The sequence below is a fragment of the Streptomyces cadmiisoli genome (assembly GCF_003261055.1).
Taxonomy (GTDB): domain Bacteria; phylum Actinomycetota; class Actinomycetes; order Streptomycetales; family Streptomycetaceae; genus Streptomyces; species Streptomyces cadmiisoli.
Window position 1 is genome coordinate 337890 of sequence record NZ_CP030073.1, and the last position, 19719, is coordinate 357608.

At 68.6% G+C, this 19719-nt stretch carries 2 protein-coding genes; both read right to left on the minus strand.

Annotated elements, in window-relative coordinates; translation table 11 throughout:
• Positions 1-19: 19 nt before the first annotated feature.
• Complete coding sequence (locus tag DN051_RS01445) at positions 20-3442, minus strand: non-ribosomal peptide synthetase (RefSeq protein ID WP_112437673.1); 3423 nt, start codon at positions 3440-3442, stop codon at positions 20-22.
• A 71-nt stretch (positions 3443-3513) separates the two neighbouring features.
• Positions 3514-19524, minus strand: a complete 16011-nt coding sequence (locus tag DN051_RS01450) for a non-ribosomal peptide synthase/polyketide synthase (RefSeq protein WP_112437674.1) — start codon at positions 19522-19524, stop codon at positions 3514-3516.
• Positions 19525-19719: the final 195 nt, after the last annotated feature.

A 19719-nucleotide genomic window follows, 5' to 3' on the forward strand; every position in this document is an offset into this window, starting at 1 on the left:
CAGCCCCACAACAAGATTTTCAGCAGCCTTCTAGTCCGTCGCGGGAATCGAAGCGGAGAACGGTGGGGAGGACATACACGCCCTCATCCGCGCTCTCGCCGCCCATGAGGTGGTGGAAGAGGATGCCCTCCTGCAGCGGAGCAAGCGGGTACACGTCCGCCACATTCGCGGCGCCGCCGGGGATACGGGCGGTGATCTCCGCGATGTGCCCGGCGTCCAATTCGACCAGGGGAAGCATGTCCGGCGTGATCACCTGCGAACCGGCCGGGATCCGGTTCGCGGGAACCTGTACCTCGGCTCGACCGCTGGTCGCCGCGAGACCGGCCACGGTGGGCGTGGTGAACAGGGACCGTACATCGACCGACAGGCCACGCGCGCGCAGCCGTTCCACCAGCGTCACCGCCAGCAGCGAGTGCCCGCCGAGGTCGAAGAAGTTGTCGTCGACCCCGACGTGCGGCCGGCCGAGGATCTCGGCGAAGGCGTCGCACAGGATCTCCTCGCGGGCGGTGCGCGGCCCTCGGCTCGCGTGCCCTGAGGTGTACTCGGGCGCGGGCAGGGCGGCCCGGTCGAGCTTGCCGTTCACCGTGAGCGGGAGGGCGTCCAGGACCACCGCGGCCGAGGGCACCATGTAGTCGGGCAGCAGGCCGGCGACGTGGGTGCGGACGACGGTGCCGTCGATGTCGGCCTTCGGAACGATGTAGCCGACCAGGCGCTTGTCGCCGGGCTGGTCCTCGCGGACGACAACGGCGGCCTGGGCGACGGCCGGGTGCGAGGCCAGGGCGGCTTCGACCTCGCCGAGTTCGATGCGGAAGCCGCGGATCTTGACCTGGTCGTCGGTGCGGCCGAGGTATTCCAGCTGTCCGTCAGTGGTCCAGCGCACGAGGTCGCCGGTGCGGTACATGCGTTCGCCGAGCTGACCGTGGGGGTTGGCGACGAAGCGCTCGGCGGTGAGGCCGGGGCGCTCGAGGTAGCCGCGGGCGAGTTGGGCGCCTGCAAGGTAGAGCTCACCGGGGACAGCGGGGGGAACGGGTCGCAAGGAGGCGTCGAGGACGTAGGTGTGGGTGTTCCACACGGGTCGGCCTATGGGGACGACCGGGTCGTCACCTGTCAGATGCGAGGCGTGGGTGACATCGATGGAGGCTTCGGTGGGGCCGTAGAGGTTGTGCAGGGGGGCGTTCAGCGTGCGCAGGAAGTGGTCGCGGAGTTCGGGGGTGAGGGCTTCGCCGCTGCACAGGACGGCGCGCAGGGTGGTGCAGCGGGAGGCCGAAGGGTCGGTGAGGAAGACCTTCAGCATGGAGGGGACGAAATGGCTGACGGTGACGTGCCGGGTCTGGATGAGGTCGGCCAGGTAGGCGGGGTCGCGGTGTCCGCCGGGGCGGGCCACGACCAGGACTGCGCCCTGGAGGAGAGGCCAGAAGAATTCCCAGACCGATACGTCGAATCCGAACGGGGTCTTCTGCAGTACCCGATCCGAGGCTCCGATCGGGTACTGGTGCTGCATCCATTCCAGGCGGTTGGCCACCCCCTGATGCGGAACGGCGACCCCCTTGGGCCGTCCGGTCGACCCGGACGTGTAGATGACGTACGCCGGGTGCGCGGGCAGCAACAGACCGTGGCGGTCGCTGTCGTCGAGGTCGGTCGCGGACAGGCCCTCGAGTGTGAGCTTCGTGTCCGGGGCGTCGAGGACGAGGTGCCGCACCTTCTCACCGGCGGGAAGATGCGGGTGGAGAGCGCCTGTGGTGACGACGACGGCGGGCCGGGCGTCGGAGAGCAGGTGGGCGATCCGGTCGGCGGGGTGGTCGGGGTCGATGGGGAGGTAGGCGCCGCCGGCTTTCACCACCGCCAGGAGGGTGACGATCAGATCGGCGGAGCGTTCGAGATGCACCCCGACGAGGGTTTCCGGGCCGACGCCGTGGTCGGCCAGGTGGCGGGCGAGCCGGTTGGCGCGGGCGTTGAGGTCGGTGTAGGACACGTCGACGTCCTCGAACATCACCGCCGTCGCGTCGGGGGTGCGAAGCACCTGCGCCTCGAACAGTTCGGACAGCGTCGCCGCCGGGACGTCGTGCGCGGTGTCGTTCCATCCGATCACGACCTGCCGGCGTTCGGCCGGGCTGAGCAGGTCGATGTCGTCGACGGGCTGTGCCGGGTCGGCGGTCACCGCGTCGAGCACCCGGACAAATCGCTCGGCCAGCGTCTGCACCGTGGCGTGATCGAACAGATCGGCCACGTAGCCGATCCCGCCCATGAGACCGGTCGGGACGCCGCCGGGGCCGAAGGTCTCCCTGACGGAGACGGCAAGGTCGGCTCTGGCCGGCGCTTCCCTGCTCGCCAGCACGGTCACGTCGAGGCCGGGCAGCGCGAGGGCCGGTTCGCCGTTGTCCTGCAATGCCAGCATGACCTGGAACAACGGCTGACGGGCTATCGACCGGGCGGGCGCGAGGTCCTCCACCAGCCGCTCGAAGGGCAGTTCCTGATGGGTGAGCGCGTCCAGGTTCCGTTCGTGTACCCGGGCCAGCACGTCGCGGAAGGATGGGCGTCCCGACAGGTCGCCTCGGATCACCAGGGTGTTCACGAAGAAGCCGACAAGATCGTTCAGAGCGACTTCGGTACGCCCGGCCACCGGAGTGCCGATGGGGATGTCGGTGCCGGCGCCGAGACGGGAGAGGGTGGTGGCGAGCGCGGCATGGAGCACCGCGAACATGGTGACGCCCTCAGCCCGGGCGAGGGCGCTGATCCGCCGGTGCAGATCGGCGGTGATGTCGAGGTCCGCGCTGCCGTTGCGGTGGCTCGGCATGGAGGGCCGTGGACGGTCGAACGGCAGGGGCAGTTCCTCCGGCAGGTCGGCCAGAGCCTTCCGCCAGTACGACAGCTCCTGGTTCAGGAAGCTCGCCGGGTCGTCCTCACCTCCGAGGAGTTCACGCTGCCAGAGGGCGTAGTCGGCGTACTGGATCGGGAGCGGTTCCCAGGTGGGGGCGTGACCGCCCGACCGAGCGGTGTACGCGGTGGAGACGTCCCGTGCCAAAGGCGCCAGGGACCATCCGTCGCTGGCGATGTGATGGGCCACCAGGACCAGCACATGGTCCTGCGGGGCCACTGCGAGAAGACATGCCCGCAAGGGGATCTCGCGGGAGAGGTCGAACGGGCGGACGGATTCCTCGGCCACCACCCGCGCTATCTCGTCTTCCGAAACCTTGATCACCGGCAGCGGCAGGCCGGCGTCGTCCGGGGTGAGGATCTGCTGCTGGGGGACGCCGTCGTCTGTCGCGATCAGCGTCCGCAGCGCCTCGTGCCGCTCGATCAGGTCCACCAGTGCCGTGTGCAGGGCCTTGCGGTTCAGGTCACCGGTCAGCCGCAGAGTGATCGGGATGTTGTACGTGCCGTTGGGTCCCTGCAGTTCACCAAGGAACCACAACCGCTGCTGGGCAAAGGACAGAGGAATCATCGAGGTGCTCTCTACGACAGGTGACGGACTGAACAGAAAAAAGGTGGGCGGGAACGAGAGGGCTGGCGCCCCTAGCGTCGCCGGGGACTCAGAACGGGCCGGCTGTGCTTCTCCGGTCCCAGCCGCTTCGCCAGGCCTGCGGGAGTGGGCGTTTCGAAGATCGCGCGGATCGGGACTTCCCTGCCGAGGGTGGCGCGAATATGACCAGCGAGCTGGGTCGCGAGGAGAGAGTGCCCGCCGAGGTCGAAGAAGTTGTCGTCCACTCCGATGTCGGGGACACCCAGCACCTTCTCAAAGATGCGGCAGAGAGCCGCCTCTTCAGGTGACGCGGGTTCCCTGCTCTCGCCCTGGACGGCGTATTCGGGCACCGGAAGGGCGGATCGGTTCAGCTTGCCGTTCACCGTCAGCGGCAGCACGTCCAGGACCACGATCGCCGACGGCACCATGTAGTCCGGCAGCACGGCCGCGGCATGGGTCCGCAGAGCGCCACCCGCCGCCCTGAAGGCACTGACATCCTCGGCGGACAACTCGCGGGCGGGAACGATGTATCCGGTGAGGCGTTTGTCGCCCGGCTGGTCTTCCCGGACCACCACCGCGGCCTGGCCCACCGACGGGTGGGTGAGCAGCGCGGCCTCGATCTCGCCGAGCTCGATGCGGAAGCCACGGACCTTGACCTGGTCATCGGTACGGCCCAGATACTCCAGAGCACCCTCGGTGTTCCACCGGGCCAGATCCCCGGTGCGATACATCCGCTCACCCGGCCCGCCATGGGGGCTGGCAACGAAGCGTTCAGCGGTCAGACCGGGCCGGTTGACATATCCCCGGGCCAGCTGCACACCGCCCAGATACAGCTCCCCAGCCACCCCGGCCGGCACCGGGCGCAACGCCGCGTCCAGCACGAACACCTGCGTGTTCCAGACCGGGCGACCGATCGGCACCACACCACCAGCCTCAACACCCGGTTCACAGGTGAAAGCGGTCACGTCGATGGACGCTTCCGTCGGCCCGTACAGGTTGTGCAGCGGGACACCCAACGAGGCCGCGAACCGGTCCCACAGCTCGGCAGGCAGAGCCTCACCGCTGGCCATGACCGCGCGCAGTGACGGCAGCGTCCACCGCGACGTCTCGGCCGCCGTCACGAACACCTGAAGCATCGACGGCACGAAGTGAGCGATCGTCACATGCTCGCGCCGGATCAGCTCGGCCAGATACCCCGGGTCACGGTGACCGCCAGGACGGGCCACCACAAGGGTGGCCCCCTCCAGCAGCGGCCAGAAGAACTCCCACACCGACACGTCGAACCCGAACGGCGTCTTCTGCACCACCCGGTCCTCCGGGGTCAGGCGGTAGGCGCCCTGCATCCACGCCAGCCGGTTCACGACACCCGCATGCGGAACCGCCACACCCTTCGGACGCCCGGTCGATCCCGAGGTGTAGATCACATACGCCGCGTGGGCCGATAGCAGCACCCCACCGCGGTCGGCGTCCGACAAGTCCCCGTCAGCCCGGCTCCCCAGTTCGCTGATCGTCGCGGCGTCGTCCAGCACCACACGTGCCACGTTCTCCGCCAGCACACCCTCGACCTCACGGGTGGTCACCACCAGCGCCGGCTGCGCATCCCGCAGCACGTAAGCCACACGCTCCGCCGGATACTCCGGATCGATCGGCACATACGCCCCACCGGCCTTGACCACAGCAAGCAGTGCGACAACAAGGTCCGCCGAGCGATCCATCATCACCGCCACCCGGCGCTCCGGGCCCGCACCACGCGCCACCAGCAACCGCGCCAACCGATTGGCCCGCGCGTTCAGCTCCCCGTAGGTGAGATGGAGCCCCTCGAACCGCACCGCAGTCGCATCGGGGGTCCGAGCCACCTGCCTCTGGAACAGCTCGGGAAGTGTGGCGGGAGCAACATCACGCGCCGTGTCGTTCCAGTCGACCAGCAGCCGGCGCTGTTTGTCGTCCAGAACGTGGATCGCACGCAGCGGTCGCCCGGGATCCTCCTCGAGTGCCGTGACGAGATCCTCGACCGTGGTCTGCATGAAGGCGACCACCGACCGCGGATCGACCGGGGCCACCGACTGGACAGTGAGGGTGAAGTGGGGGTTCGTGTCGTTGACGGAGAATTCCAGCGGGAAGTTGGTGCGCTCGTGCCCGTGCAGCAGTTCCATCCCGGCGGGGATCGGAGCGGCGGCGTCTTCGCTGTGACGGTAGTTGAACAGCGAGGTGAACAGCGGTGTCCGAGCGGGAAGGGCGCTGGCCCGCTGAGCCAGGATGAGAGGTGCGTGCTCGTGCACCAGCAGGTCCGCGAGCTGCCGCCGCATGGCGTACACGGCGTCGCGCACGCTCACGGAGCCGATGTCGAGGCGGGCGGGCAGCGTGTTGACGAACAGACCGGGTACCCGGTCGGCTCCGGCGCCCGCGTTCATCCGGCCGAACAGCACCGTGCCGAACACCACGTCGTCACGGCCCGAGGTGGCTGACACGACACGCGCCCAGGCGACGTGGAACAGCGTCGCCGGGCTGACACCCAGGCGTCGCGCCTGCTCCCTCAGTCGCTGGGCCACATCCGCATCGAGTGGCATGCGTACCTCGGACACGCCGCTGCCGTCGCCGTGCACGTCCAGCAGCCCGTACGGCGCGGTCGGCTCGCTCACGTCGCCCAGGAGTTCCGCGAAGAAGCGCTCGTGCTCCTGCGCCGGGATCGTGAGCCGTGCCTGCGCGACGAACTCGCGGAACGGCAGCGGCGCCGGCAGCGTGTCTCCGCTTCCGGACAGGATCGCGCGGATCTCGTCGAAGACCAGGGCGAGGGACGTACGGTCCTGCACGAGGTGATGCACTTCGAGCAGGACGTACCACCGCTGGTCGTCAAGGTCCTGCGCGACGCCGAGTTGCAGCAGGGGGGCGCTCCGCACGTCCATCGGCGCGGTGCGTGTGGCCAGCAGGCGGCCCACGACATCCGCGCCCTCCAACTGGAGGGTCTTGACCGAGATGGGGGCGGTGCGCAGGACGACCTGGACGGGCTCCCGGAGCCCTTCCCACAGGAAGGCCGTACGCAGGATGTCGTGCCGGTCGACCACCTGCTGCACAGCGGCGAGAAAAGCGTCCACCCGCGGCCGGGAGTCGAGGCGCAGGACATACGGCAGCGTGTACAGGTCGGTGCCGTTCTCGCCCTCCAGCAGGTGGTGGAAGAGGATGCCTTCCTGGAGCGGGGCCAGCGGGTAGATGTCTGCGATGTTGGCCGCGCCGCCGGGCACCTCCGCGATGATTCCGTTGATCTCCTCCGCCGTGAGGTCGGCCAGCGTCACCATCTCCGGAGTGATCGTGGTGGCATCGGCGGGGATGCCGTTGGCCGGCAGCACCACCTTCGGAGCGCCCTGCAGCGCCGCCAGACCAGCCACGGTCGGGCTGGTGAACAGCGTCCGTACATCCACCACGACACCCGCCGCCCGGGCCCGCTCCACCAGCGTCACCGCCAGCAGCGAGTGGCCGCCCAGCTCGAAGAAGTCGTCATCGACACCGACGGAGGGCAGGCCGAGCACCTCGGCGAACAGCGCGCACAGGATCTCCTCCTGCACCGTCGAAGGCCCGCGCCCGGTGGCCCCGGCACCGTATTCCGGAACCGGCAACGCCCTTCGGTCGAGCTTGCCGTTGACCGTCAACGGCAGTTCGTCGAGCACCACGATCACGGCCGGGACCATGTACTCGGGCAGCACCCGGGCCAGGTGAGCGCGGAGCTCCGCGATGTCCGTATCACCGGCTGCCACCACGTACCCGACCAGGCGCTTGTCGCCCAGCCGGTCCTCTCGCACCACCACGGCCGCCTGTGTGACGGACAGGTGGGTGAGCAGGGCCGCTTCGATCTCGCCGAGTTCGATACGGAACCCGCGGATCTTCACTTGGTCGTCGGTACGGCCCAGATACTCCAGTTGCCCGTCGGTGTTCCACCGGGCCAGGTCACCCGTGCGGTACATCCGCTCGCCCGGACCGCCGTAGGGGTTGGCGACGAACCGCTCGGCGGTCAGGCCGGGCCGGTCCAGATAGCCCCGGGCCAACTGCACACCGGCCAGGTACAGCTCACCGGCCACCCCGGCCGGTACCGGCCGCAACGCCGCGTCCAGCACGAACACCTGCGTGTTCCAGACCGGACGACCGATCGGCACCACACCACCGGCGCCGGCACCCGGCTCACAGGTGAAGGCGGTGACATCGACGGCAGCCTCGGTCGGGCCGTACAGGTTGTGCAGCGAGATCGGCAGCACCGCATGGAACTGGTCGCGCAACGAGACTGACAACGCCTCGCCGCTGCAGACCACGGCCCGCAGAGACGTGCACTCCTGAGCGGTGGGTTCGGCGACGAACACCTGCAACATCGACGGGACGAAGTGGGCGATGGTGGCCTGCTCGCGCTGGATCAGCTCGGCCAGGTACCCCGGGTCACGGTGACCGCCAGGGCGGGCCATCACGAGGGTGGCACCTTCGATCAGCGGCCAGAAGAACTCCCACACCGACACGTCGAACCCGAACGGCGTCTTCTGCACCACCCGGTCGTCCGACGTGAGCCGATAGGCATCCTGCATCCACGTCAATCGATTGATCAGGCCCCGGTGGGTGATCGTGACGCCCTTGGGACGTCCGGTGGACCCAGAGGTGTAGATGACGTACGCCGGGTGATCGACGAGAAGGTCCCGGGTGCGGTCGCCGTCCTCGACGTCGGCGGCCGACAGCCGGCTGAGGCGAGTGGTCACTTGCGGGTCGTCGAGGACGAGGCAGGGGACCTGTCGGCGGTCTGCCGGGTGCAGTGCCTCGGCGGTGAGCAGAAGTACGGGTCCGGCGTCGGCGAGGAGACGGGTGATGCGGTCGGCAGGATGGTCGGGGTCGACGGGGAGGTAGGCGGCGCCTGTCTTGAGAACGGCCAGCAGGGCCACGACGAGATCGGCGGAGCGTTCCAGGTGGACCGCGACGAGGGATTCGGGCCCCGCGCCGCGTCCGGCCATGAGACGGGCGAGCCGGTTGGCACGCGCGTTGAGATCGGCGTAGGACAGCCGTACGTCTTCGAAGATGACGGCGGTGGCGTCGGGAGTGCGCGCGACCTGTGCCTGGAAGCGGTCCGCAAGCGTCGCCGCCGGCACCTCGTGCGCGGTGTCGTTCCACTCCACCAGCACGCTGTGACGCTCGTCCTCGCTGAGCAGGTCGATGTCCGTGACGGGCTGGGCGGGGTCGGCCGTGACGGAATCGAGGATTCGCAGGAACCGCTCGGCCAGCGACTCCGCCGTGCCGTGATCGAACAGGTCGGTGGCGTAGACGACGGAGCCGGTCAGGCCGCCGGTGTGGGTCTCGCGGAGCTGGAAGTCGAGGTCGAACTTGGCGGGCCGATCCCCCGTGTTGAGGAGGCGGGTTTCGACTCCGGGCAGAGTGAGGCTCGCGGGCGCGGCGTTCTGCAGAGCGAGCATGACCTGGAAAAGGGGGTGGCGGGCCATGGAACGGGTGGGGGCCACGTCTTCCACCAGCCGTTCGAACGGCACGTCCTGGTGAGCGAAGGCGTCCAGACCTCGTTCGCGTACCCGGTGCATCAGTTCACGGAATGACGGCTCGCCCGAGATGTCGGTGCGGAGGACCAAGGTGTTCACGAAGAAGCCGACCAGCTCGTCCAGGCTTTCGTCGGTGCGGCCCGCCAGGGAGGTCCCGATAGGAATGTCGGCACCCGCGCCCAGGCGGAAGAGCAGGGTGGCGAGGGCGGCCTGGAGCACCATGAACTCGGTGACGCCTTCGGCGCGGGCCAGGCCGGTGATCCGCTCGTGGAGTTCGCCGTCGATGCGCAGGTCGACGGTGCCGCCGCGGTGGGTGGCCACCGGTGGCCGGGGCCGGTCGGTGGGCAGGGTGAGTTCCTCCGGCAGGCCGGCGAGGGTCTCGCGCCAGTAGTCCAGCTGGTGGTTGAGGATGCTTGCCGCGTCGTGGTCCTCGCCCAGGAGGTCGCGCTGCCAGAGGGTGTGGTCCGCGTACTGGACCGGGAGCGGTTCCCAGGCCGGCGTCCGGCCGTTGGCGCGGGCGGTGTAGGCGGTGGAGATGTCGCGGGCGAGCGGTGTGAGGGACCAGCCGTCGCCGGCGATGTGGTGCAGCACCAGGACCAGAACGTGTTCCTGTGGCGTCACAGCGAACAGCCTTGCCCGAAGCGGGAGTTCACCGGTGAGGTCGAAGGGGCGCAGTGCTTCTTCGGCCACTGCCCGCGCCAACTCGCCCTCCGGCATTTCCTCCGGGACGAGCGGCAGGTCCATCGCCTGTTGAGCGAGGATGCGCTGCTCAGGTACGCCGTCGACATGTCCGAAGACGGTGCGGAGGATTTCGTGGCGGGTGACGACGTCGTTGAGAGCGGTTCGGAGGACGTCGGGGTCGAGGTCTCCGGTGAGGCGGAGGGCGATGGGGATGTTGTAGAGCGCGGAAGGCCCTTCCAGCTGCTCCAGGAACCACAGGCGTTGCTGGGCGTACGACAGCGGCACCGTGTCGGGCCTCGGCCGGACAGTCAGCGGCAGACGTGTGCCGTCGGCGCCGGCCTTGGCGAGACGGAGGGCGAGCCCGGCGACGGTTGAGGTTTCGAACAGGGCTCGAACCGGGATCTCGGCCCCGAGGGTGGTGCGGATGCGACTGACCAGGCGGGTGGCCAGCAGGGAGTGCCCGCCGAGGTCGAAGAAGTTGTCGTCCACCCCGACGTGCGCGAGGCCAAGAATGTCGGCGAACGCCTGACTGAGAAGGTGTTCCTGAAGGGTCCGCGGCTCCCGGCTCGGGCTCGTGGCGCTGTAGTCGGGAGCGGGCAGGGCTTTGCGGTCCAGCTTGCGGTTGACCGTCAGCGGGAGCGCGTCCAGTGCGACGATCGCCGCCGGCATCATGTAGTCCGGCAACACCTCTGACAGGCCGGCACGGACGTCGGTGATGTCCACACCGTCCGGACCGCTCGCCGGGACGGCGTAGCCGACCAGGCGCTTGTCGCCGGGCTGGTCCTCACGCACCACCACTGCCGCCTGGCCCACGGACGGATGCGCCATCAGCGCGGCCTCGATCTCGCCGAGTTCGATGCGGAAGCCTCGGATCTTGACCTGGTCGTCGGTACGGCCCAGGTACTCGAGCTGCCCGTCGGTGTTCCAGCGGGCCAGGTCACCGGTGCGGTACATCCGCTCGCCCGGACCACCGTAGGGGTTGGCGACGAAGCGCTGCGCGGTCAGCGCGGGCCGGTCGAGGTATCCCCGCGCCAGCTGAACACCTGCCAGATACAACTCCCCGGCCACCCCCGGAGGCACCGGCCGCAACGACCGATCCAGCACGAAGGCCCGGGTGTTCACTATCGGACGGCCGATCGGCGGAGTACGGCCCCACGACGGCGCAGCACACCGCATCAGCGTGGCCCCGACGGTCGTCTCCGTCGGCCCGTAACTGTTGTAGAACTCCCGATCGGCAGTAGCCCACCGGTCGATCAGACCCGCGTCCGGCGCTTCACCCCCTACCACGAGCAACCGCAGCTCCGGCAACCGCGCAGGGTCCAGCGACCGCGCCACTCCCGGTGTCATGTGCGCCACCGACACGCTCCGCGCACGCATCAATCCCTGCAGGCGCTCGAGGTCGACCCGATCCTCATCGGCAGCCAGCACGAACACCGCACCGGAGAGCAAGGTCATGAAGAGGTCCTGCACCGACACGTCGAAGCTGAAGGCCGTCGCCCCCAGCACCCGCGACCGCTCATCGATCCCGTACTCCGGCATGACGGCGGCGATGTTGTTGACGAGCGAACGATGCGTGACCACCACGCCCTTCGGACGCCCCGTGGACCCAGAGGTGTAGATGACGTACGCACGGTGGTCGAGCAGCAGCGGGCTGCGCCGCTCCACGTCGGACAGATCATGCGCAGCACGGCCCGACAGGTCCTGCCGCAACCGGGGGTCGTCAAGTGACAACCGAGCCACGTCGACGACGCCCCGCAGACTCTCCCACGTCGCATCGTCGGCGATGAGGACCGAGGGCCTTGCCTCAGAGAGCAGATGGGCGATCCGATCGACCGGATGACCGGGATCGATCGGGACGTACGCTGCCCCTGTCTTGAGTACGGCCAGGATGGCGACGATGAGGTCGACGGACCGAGGAAGCGCCAGAGCGACCAACTGCTCGGGCTCCGCGCCATGCTCCACCAGCAGTCGGGCGAGCCGATTGACACGGGCGTTGAGCTCCGCGTAGGACACTTCGACACCCTCGAACACAACGGCCGGCGCCGAAGGAGTACGCGTCACCTGCGCCTCGAACAACTCCGTCACCGTGGCCGGCAGCACCTCTCCGGCGGTGTCGTTCCACTCCACCAGGACGCGGTGGTGTTCGACCGCGCTGAGAGTGTCGATCCGGCTCACGAGCACAGACGGATTCGCGGTCACCGTTTCCAGGACTCGAACGAAACGTTCACCGATGCCGACGGCGGTGTGGTGGTCGAACAGGTCGGTGGCGTAGGTGAGGACGCCGTGCAGGCCCGCGGGGGTTCCGTCGTCGGTGAGGTGTTCGCCGAGTTGGACGTCCAGGTCGAACTTGGCCGGCGCCTCGCCGGTGGGCAGCACCTCGACGTTCAGGCCGGGCAACTCAAGGTCCGGCGTGGTGTTGTTCTGCAGGGTGAGCATGACCTGGAACAGGGGGTGGCGGGCCATCGACCGGGCCGGGGTGAGCTCCTCCACCAGCCGTTCGAACGGTACGTCCTGGTGGGCGTAGGCGTTCAGTGCGTGCTCGCGGATGCGCTCGAGGAGTTGGATGAAGTCGGGGTCGCCGGACAGGTCGGAGCGCAGGACGAGGGTGTTGACGAAGAATCCGACCAGGTCGTCGAGTGCCTCGTCGGTCCGTCCGGCGATGGGGGTGCCGATGGGGATGTCCTCCCCGGCGCCGAGGCGGTTGAGCAGGACGGTCAGCGCCGCCTGCACGACCATGAACACGGTCACGCCCTGCGCCCGGGCCAGTTCGACGACCGCCCGGTGCATTTCGGCGTCGATGTGCAGGTCGACGGTGCCGCCCCGGTGGGAGGCCACGGAGGGACGCGGCCGGTCGGCCGGCAGTGCCAGTTCCTCGGGCACCCCGTCCAGCGCGTGGCGCCAGTAGCTGAGTTGCCCGGCCAGGAGGCTGTCGGCATCGGACGCGTCGCCCAGCAGCTCCCGTTGCCACAGGCTGTAGTCGGCGTACTGCACCGGCAGCTGGCCCCATGCCGGCGTCCGTCCGTCGGCACGGGCGGTGTAGGCGGTCGACAGGTCGTGGGCCAGCGGGCCCAGCGACCAGCCGTCACCGGCAATGTGGTGCAGCACCACGACGAGCACGTGCTCGTCGGGGCGGATGCGCAGCAGACTGGCGCGCAGGGGGATCTCGCCCGCCAGGTCGAACCGGTGGCCCGCCGCCTCGGCGACCAACCGGCTCAGCCCGGACTGGGCGACGCCTTCGCTGTCGACGGTGGTGAGCAGGTCACCGATCGTGTCGGTGTCCACGATCCGCTGACAGGGCCGGCCGTCCTCAGTGGTGATCAGCGTGCGCAGGACCTCGTGCCGGCCCACCACATCACGCAACGCTGCGCGCAGAGCATCGGTGTCCAGCGTGCCGGTCAGCCGCAGCGCCATCGGGATGTTGTAGGTCGCCGACGGGCCTTCCAGCTCGCTCAGGAACCACAGCCGCTGCTGCGCGAACGACAACGGCACCAACTCCGGCCGCAGCACAGGCGCCAAGGAAAGCCGGGACACACTGGAAGTGGTCAGTCGGCCGGCAAGAGCGGCCGGGGTGGGAGTCTCGAACAACGTCCTGATCGGTACTTCCACCCCGAACACCGACCGGATCCGGCTCACCAGACGGGTCGCCAGCAGAGAGTGCCCGCCGAGGTCGAAGAAGTTGTCGTCCACCCCGACCTGAGGCAGATCGAGCACCTCGGCGAAGACCGCGCACAGGATTTCCTCCTGCACGTTTGCCGGGCCCCGGCCGCCGGCATCGGTGCCGTAGTCGGGGGCGGGCAGCGCCTTGCGGTCCAGCTTGCGGTTCACCGTCAGCGGGAGCGTCTCCAGTTCGACGATCGCCGCCGGCACCATGTAGTCCGGCAACACGGCTGACAGGCCGGCACGGACGTCCGAGATGTTCAGACCATCCGGACCGCTCGCCGGGATGACGTATCCGACGAGGCGTCTGTCGCCCGGCTGGTCCTCACGCACCACTACCGCCGCCAGGCCCACGGACGGATGCGCCATCAGCGCCGCCTCGATCTCACCGAGTTCGATGCGGAAGCCACGGATCTTCACCTGGTCGTCGGTACGGCCGAGGTATTCCAGCTGGTCATCGGTGTTCCAGCGGGCGAGGTCTCCGGTGCGGTACATCCGCTCGCCCGGCCCGCCGTAGGGGTTGGCGACGAACCGCTCCGCGGTCAACCCCGGCCGGTCGAGGTATCCCCGGGCCAGGCCGGCCCCGGACACATACAACTCCCCCGCCACCCCGACCGGCACCGGCCGCAACGCAGCGTCCAGCACAAACACCCGGGTGTTCCAGATCGGCCGTCCGATCGGCACACGCCCGTCATGTCCGCCATGCACAGCCGCCAACGTCGACCACACAGTCGTCTCCGTCGGGCCGTACAAGTTGGTCACCGACACGGCCGCCGCCGCCAACCGCTCGGCCAACGCCGCAGGCAGCACCTCACCACCGACCAGTACCCGCAGCCCGCCCAGCGCGTCCGGAACCTCCACGGCCAGCGCCTGCCACACCGCCGGCGTCGCCTGGAGCACCGTGGCCCCCGACCGGTCAATCAACCCAGCCAGCGCCCGCGGATCCCGCACCGTGTCCCGGCCGGCAAGCACCACGCAAGCCCCCGACACCAACGGCACATACATCTCCAACGTATGAATGTCGAAAGCCACCGTCGTCACCGCAACAAGGACATCATCGGCACCCAGCGCCAGATGCCCGCGCAAAGCAGCCACGAAGTTACCGATCGCCTGATGGGAGACCACCACCCCCTTCGGCCGACCCGTCGAACCCGACGTATAAATCACATACGCAGGATGAGCAGCCACCAGCGCCACACCACGGTCAGCGTCAGACAGATCCCCACCCTCACAACGCGAAAGCGCATCGACGGTCTCCGGAGCATCCACGACCAACCGCGCCACACCCTCCGGCAACACCGGCAACACCGGCGCCACACCACCGGCAGTCACCACCAGAGCAGGCCGCGCATCGGCCACCACAAAAGCAATCCGATCGACCGGATGACCCGGATCCAACGGAAGGTAAGCAGCTCCTGTCTTGAGTACGGCCAGGATGGCGACGATGAGGTCCACGGACCGAGGAAGCGCCAGAGCGACCAACTGCTCGGGCTCCGCGCCATGCTCCACCAGCAGTCGGGCGAGGCGGTTGGCACGGGCGTTGAGTTCCGCGTAGGACACTTCGACACCCTCGAACACAACGGCCGGCGCCGAAGGAGTACGCGTCACCTGCGCCTCGAACAACTCCGTCACCGTGGCCGGCGGCACCTCCCGGGAAGTGTCGTTCCACTCCACCACAATGCGGTCGTGTTCGACCGGACTGAGGATGTCGATCCGGCTCACGGGGACAGACGGATCAGCGGTCACCGTCTCCAGGACCCGAACAAGACGTTCGGCGATACCGGCGGCGGTGTGATGGTCGAACAGGTCGGCAGCATAGGTGATCGCACCCTGCAGCCCAGCAGGCTCGCCTCCGTCGGAGAGGTACTCGTTGAGCTGGACGTCCAGGTCGAACTTGGCCGGCACCTCGCCGGTGGGCAGTATCTCGACGTTCAGGCCGGGCAACTCAAGGTCCGGCGTGGTGTTGTTCTGCAGGGTGAGCATCACCTGGAACAAGGGGTGGCGGGCCATCGACCGGGCCGGGGTGAGCTCCTCCACCAGCCGCTCGAACGGTACATCCTGGTGCGCGTAGGCGTTCAGCGCGCGCTCACGGATGCGCTCGAGGAGCTGTGTGAAGTCGGGGTTCCCCGACACGTCGGACCGCAGGACGAGGGTATTGACGAAGAACCCGACGAGCTGGTCAAGGTTATCGTCGGTCCGTCCGGCGATGGGGGTGCCGATGGGGATGTCCTCCCCGGCACCGTGGCGGTTGAGCAGGACGGCCAGTGCCGCCTGCATCACCATGAACACGGTCACACCCTGCACCCGGGCCAGATCCACGACCGCCCGGTGCACCTCCGCGTCGATGTGCAGATCGACCGTACCGCCCCGGTGGGAGGTCACCGGGGGACGCGGCCGGTCGGCCGGCAACGCCAGTTCCTCCGGCACCCCGTCCAGCGCGCCGCGCCAGTACGTCAACTGCTCCGACAGCAGACTGCCGGCATCGGACGCGTCGCCCAGCAACTCCCGCTGCCACAGGCTGTAGTCGGCGTACTGAACGGGCAGGGACGCCCATGTGGGGACCTCACCGGCGGAGCGGGCGGCGTAGGCCGTCGACAGATCGTGGGCCAGCGGGCCCAGGGACCACCCGTCACCGGCGATGTGATGCATCACCATGATGAGTACGTGCTCTTCGGGGCCGGTCCGAAGCAGGCTGGCGCGCAGTGGGGTCTCGCCCGCCAGGTCGAACCGGTGGCCCGCCGCCTCGGCGACCAACCGGGTCAGCCCGGACTGCACGACCTGTTCGGTATCGACGGAGGTGAGCAGGTCACCGATCGTGTCGGTGTCCACGATCCGCTGGTAGGGCCGGCCGTCCACGGTGGTGATCAGCGTGCGCAGCACCTCGTGCCGACCCACCACATCGCGCAACGCTGCGCGCAGAGCGCCGGTGTCCAGTGCGCCGGTAAGGCGTATCGCCATCGGGATGTTGTAGGTCGCCGACGGGCCTTCCAACTCGCTCAGGAACCACAGCCGCTGCTGCGCGAACGACAACGGCACCAACTCCGGCCGCAGCACAGGCAGCAACGGGGGCCGGGACACGCTGGAGGTGGTCAACCGGCTTGCCAGCTCACGTAGCGTGGGTGCCTCGAACAGCGTCCGGATCGGTACTTCCACCCCGAACACCGACCGGATCCGGCTCACCAGCCGGGTCGCCAGCAGAGAGTGCCCGCCCACCTCGAAGAAGTTGTCGTCGAGCCCGACCGAGGGCAGGTTGAGCACCTCGGCGACCAGCGCGCACAGGATTTCCTCTTGCATGCTCGACGGACCCCGGTCGGTGACACCGGCGCCGTAGTCGGGAGCGGGGAGGGCTTTGCGGTCCAGCTTGCGGTTTGCCGTGAGCGGGAGTGCGTCCAGTTCGACGATCGCCGCCGGCACCATGTAGTCCGGCAGCAGCCCGGCGACGTGGGCGCGGAGCGCGGAACCGTCCGTCTGCGGCACAAAGTCCCCCGTGGGAACGATGTAGCCGACCAAGCGCTTGTCGCCGGGCTGGTCCTCACGCACGATGACGGCAGCCTGAGCGACGGACGGGTGCGAGGCCAGAGCCGCCTCGACCTCACCGAGTTCGATACGGAAGCCGCGAATCTTGACCTGGTCGTCGGTACGGCCGAGGTATTCCAGCTGGTCATCGGTGTTCCAGCGGGCGAGGTCTCCGGTGCGGTACATCCGCTCGCCCGGCCCGCCGTAGGGGTTGGCGACGAACCGCTCCGCGGTCAACCCCGGCCGGTCGAGGTATCCCCGGGCCAGGCCGGCCCCGGACACATACAACTCCCCCGCCACCCCGACCGGCACCGGCCGCAACGCAGCGTCCAGCACAAACACCCGGGTGTTCCAGATCGGCCGTCCGATCGGCACACGCCCGTCATGTCCGCCATGCACAGCCGCCAACGTCGACCACACAGTCGTCTCCGTCGGGCCGTACAAGTTGGTCACCGACACGGCCGCCGCCGCCAACCGCTCGGCCAACGCCGCAGGCAGCACCTCACCACCGACCAGTACCCGCAGCCCGCCCAGCGCGTCCGGAACCTCCACGGCCAGCGCCTGCCACACCGCCGGCGTCGCCTGGAGCACCGTGGCCCCCGACCGGTCAATCAACCCAGCCAGCGCCCGCGGATCCCGCACCGTGTCCCGGCCGGCAAGCACCACGCAAGCCCCCGACACCAACGGCACATACATCTCCAACGTATGAATGTCGAAAGCCACCGTCGTCACCGCAACAAGGACATCATCGGCACCCAGCGCCAGATGCCCGCGCAAAGCAGCCACGAAGTTACCGATCGCCTGATGGGAGACCACCACCCCCTTCGGCCGACCCGTCGAACCCGACGTATAGATCACATACGCAGGATGAGCAGCTACCAGCGCCACACCACGGTCAGCGTCAGACAGATCCCCACCCTCACAACGCGAAAGCGCATCGACGGTCTCCGGAGCATCCACGACCAACCGCGCCACACCCTCCGGCAACACCGGCAACACCGGCGCCACACCACCGGCAGTCACCACCAGAGCAGGCCGCGCATCGGCCACCACAAAAGCAATCCGATCGACCGGATGACCCGGATCGAGCGGGACGTACGCCGCCCCCGCCTTGACCACCGCCAGCAGAGCGACCACCAAGTCGACCGAGCGGTCCATCAACACGGCCACCCGGCCCTCCGGCCCCACACCTCTGGTGACCAACAGCCGCGCCAGACGGTTCGCCCGAGCGTTCAGCTCCGCATACGTCAACCGGATGTCCCCGAACACCACCGCGGTCGCATCCGGCGTGCGCGCAACCTGCGCCTCGACCAGCTCAGGAAGGGTCGCGAGTGGAATGTCCCGGGAAGTGTCGTTCCACTCCACCAGAATACGGTCGTGTTCGACCGGGGTGGCCAGACCCAGCTGGGCGATCGGCGAAGCGGGCTCCAGGCGGGCCAGGGCCGCGAGCAGATGAAGAAAGCGAGTCTGGTGGGCGGCGTTATCCTCTTCCGTGTAGAGCGCGGGGTTGGCCAGGAAGTCCACCCTCAGACCTGCGTCCCGCTCGTAGACGAGGATCGTCAGGTCGTCCACCGCACCGTTCGCCAGGTACGTGCGCGCGGTGGTCTCGCATCGTCCGAACCGGGGCATTGTCCGGTCATCGGGAAGAAAGTTGATGACGGGGCCGAACATGCGACCGCCCGTACGGGCGAGTTTCAGGTCGCGATGCAGGTGCTCGTATCGGTAACGCTGGTGCTGTAGCACGCCCCGGCTCCGCGCAGACGCCCCCCGAGCCAGGTCACGCACGCTCATGCCCGGCGCGATGGGCAGACGCAGCGGCAGCGCTTGGGCCATGCTCGCCAACGACCCGCGCACACGCGACCCCTTGCGCGCCGTGACAGTCAGTCCCAGCACGACCTCCTGCACCTGCGCCATCCGATGCACGTACAGCCCGGCGGCCCCGATCAGCAGGGCAGGCAAAGCGACGCCCGACGCGCGGGCCACCTGTCGAAGCGACTGCGCGACCTCAGCCGAAACCACGGCGGTCCGGCGGTGAGAATGCCGGGACGCAAACGCCGTCCGTGAGGCCAGGGTCACGGCCTCGGACGCGTCCCCCATCTGCTCTGCCCAGTACGCCCGGTCCTGTGCGAACTGCTCGCTACCGCGGTACGACTCATCGTCGGCCACGATCTCATCGAGGGTCGCGAATGGCGTGAACGGGCAGTCCTCTCCGTCCTCCAGGGCGGTGTAGATCTCCGCCACCCGGTTGAGCCACACCGAGTACCCGATGCCGTCCAGCGCGATGTGATGGGCCCCCAGATACACCACGGTCCTGTCCTCGCCCACGAGAAGGGCGGCGAGGGTGAAGACCGGACCGTCTTCGAGATCGGCGGGACGGGCCGCCTCGGCACGCATCCACGCCTCCGCGGCCGCCACCGGCTCAGGCTCCTGCCGCAGGTCGATCACGGGCAACCGGTAGTCAAGCGGGAGGTCGACCACCTGCCACGGCCCATGGCCGCTCTGCCCGAACCGCACACGCAACAGCTCGGCCTCGGCCAGCGCCTGGCCGAACGCCTTCTCCAGCAATGCGAGCTGCAGGGTGCCGGCGATGTCCAGGTAGTCCGCCATGTTCTGGGCCGGGCTCTCCGGATCCAGTGCCTGGGCGTACCAGATGCCTTCTTGAGCTGCGGTCAGGGCCTTTTTGGCGTGGTTCGACATATTGAATGTCCCGTGTGCTTGGTATCCAGCGAGAAATCAGCAAAAAATCCTGTGCCGCGCAGACTCGGCATCCGTCAGCAAGAGAAGTGGTTGACACACCCTCTTGGCCTCTCGGAAGCCTGGCTGTGAGCGCGGTTTAATGCTGGACCACCCGGGTGGCGACCAGCGAAGCCTTATAACCGTCCCCGATTATGC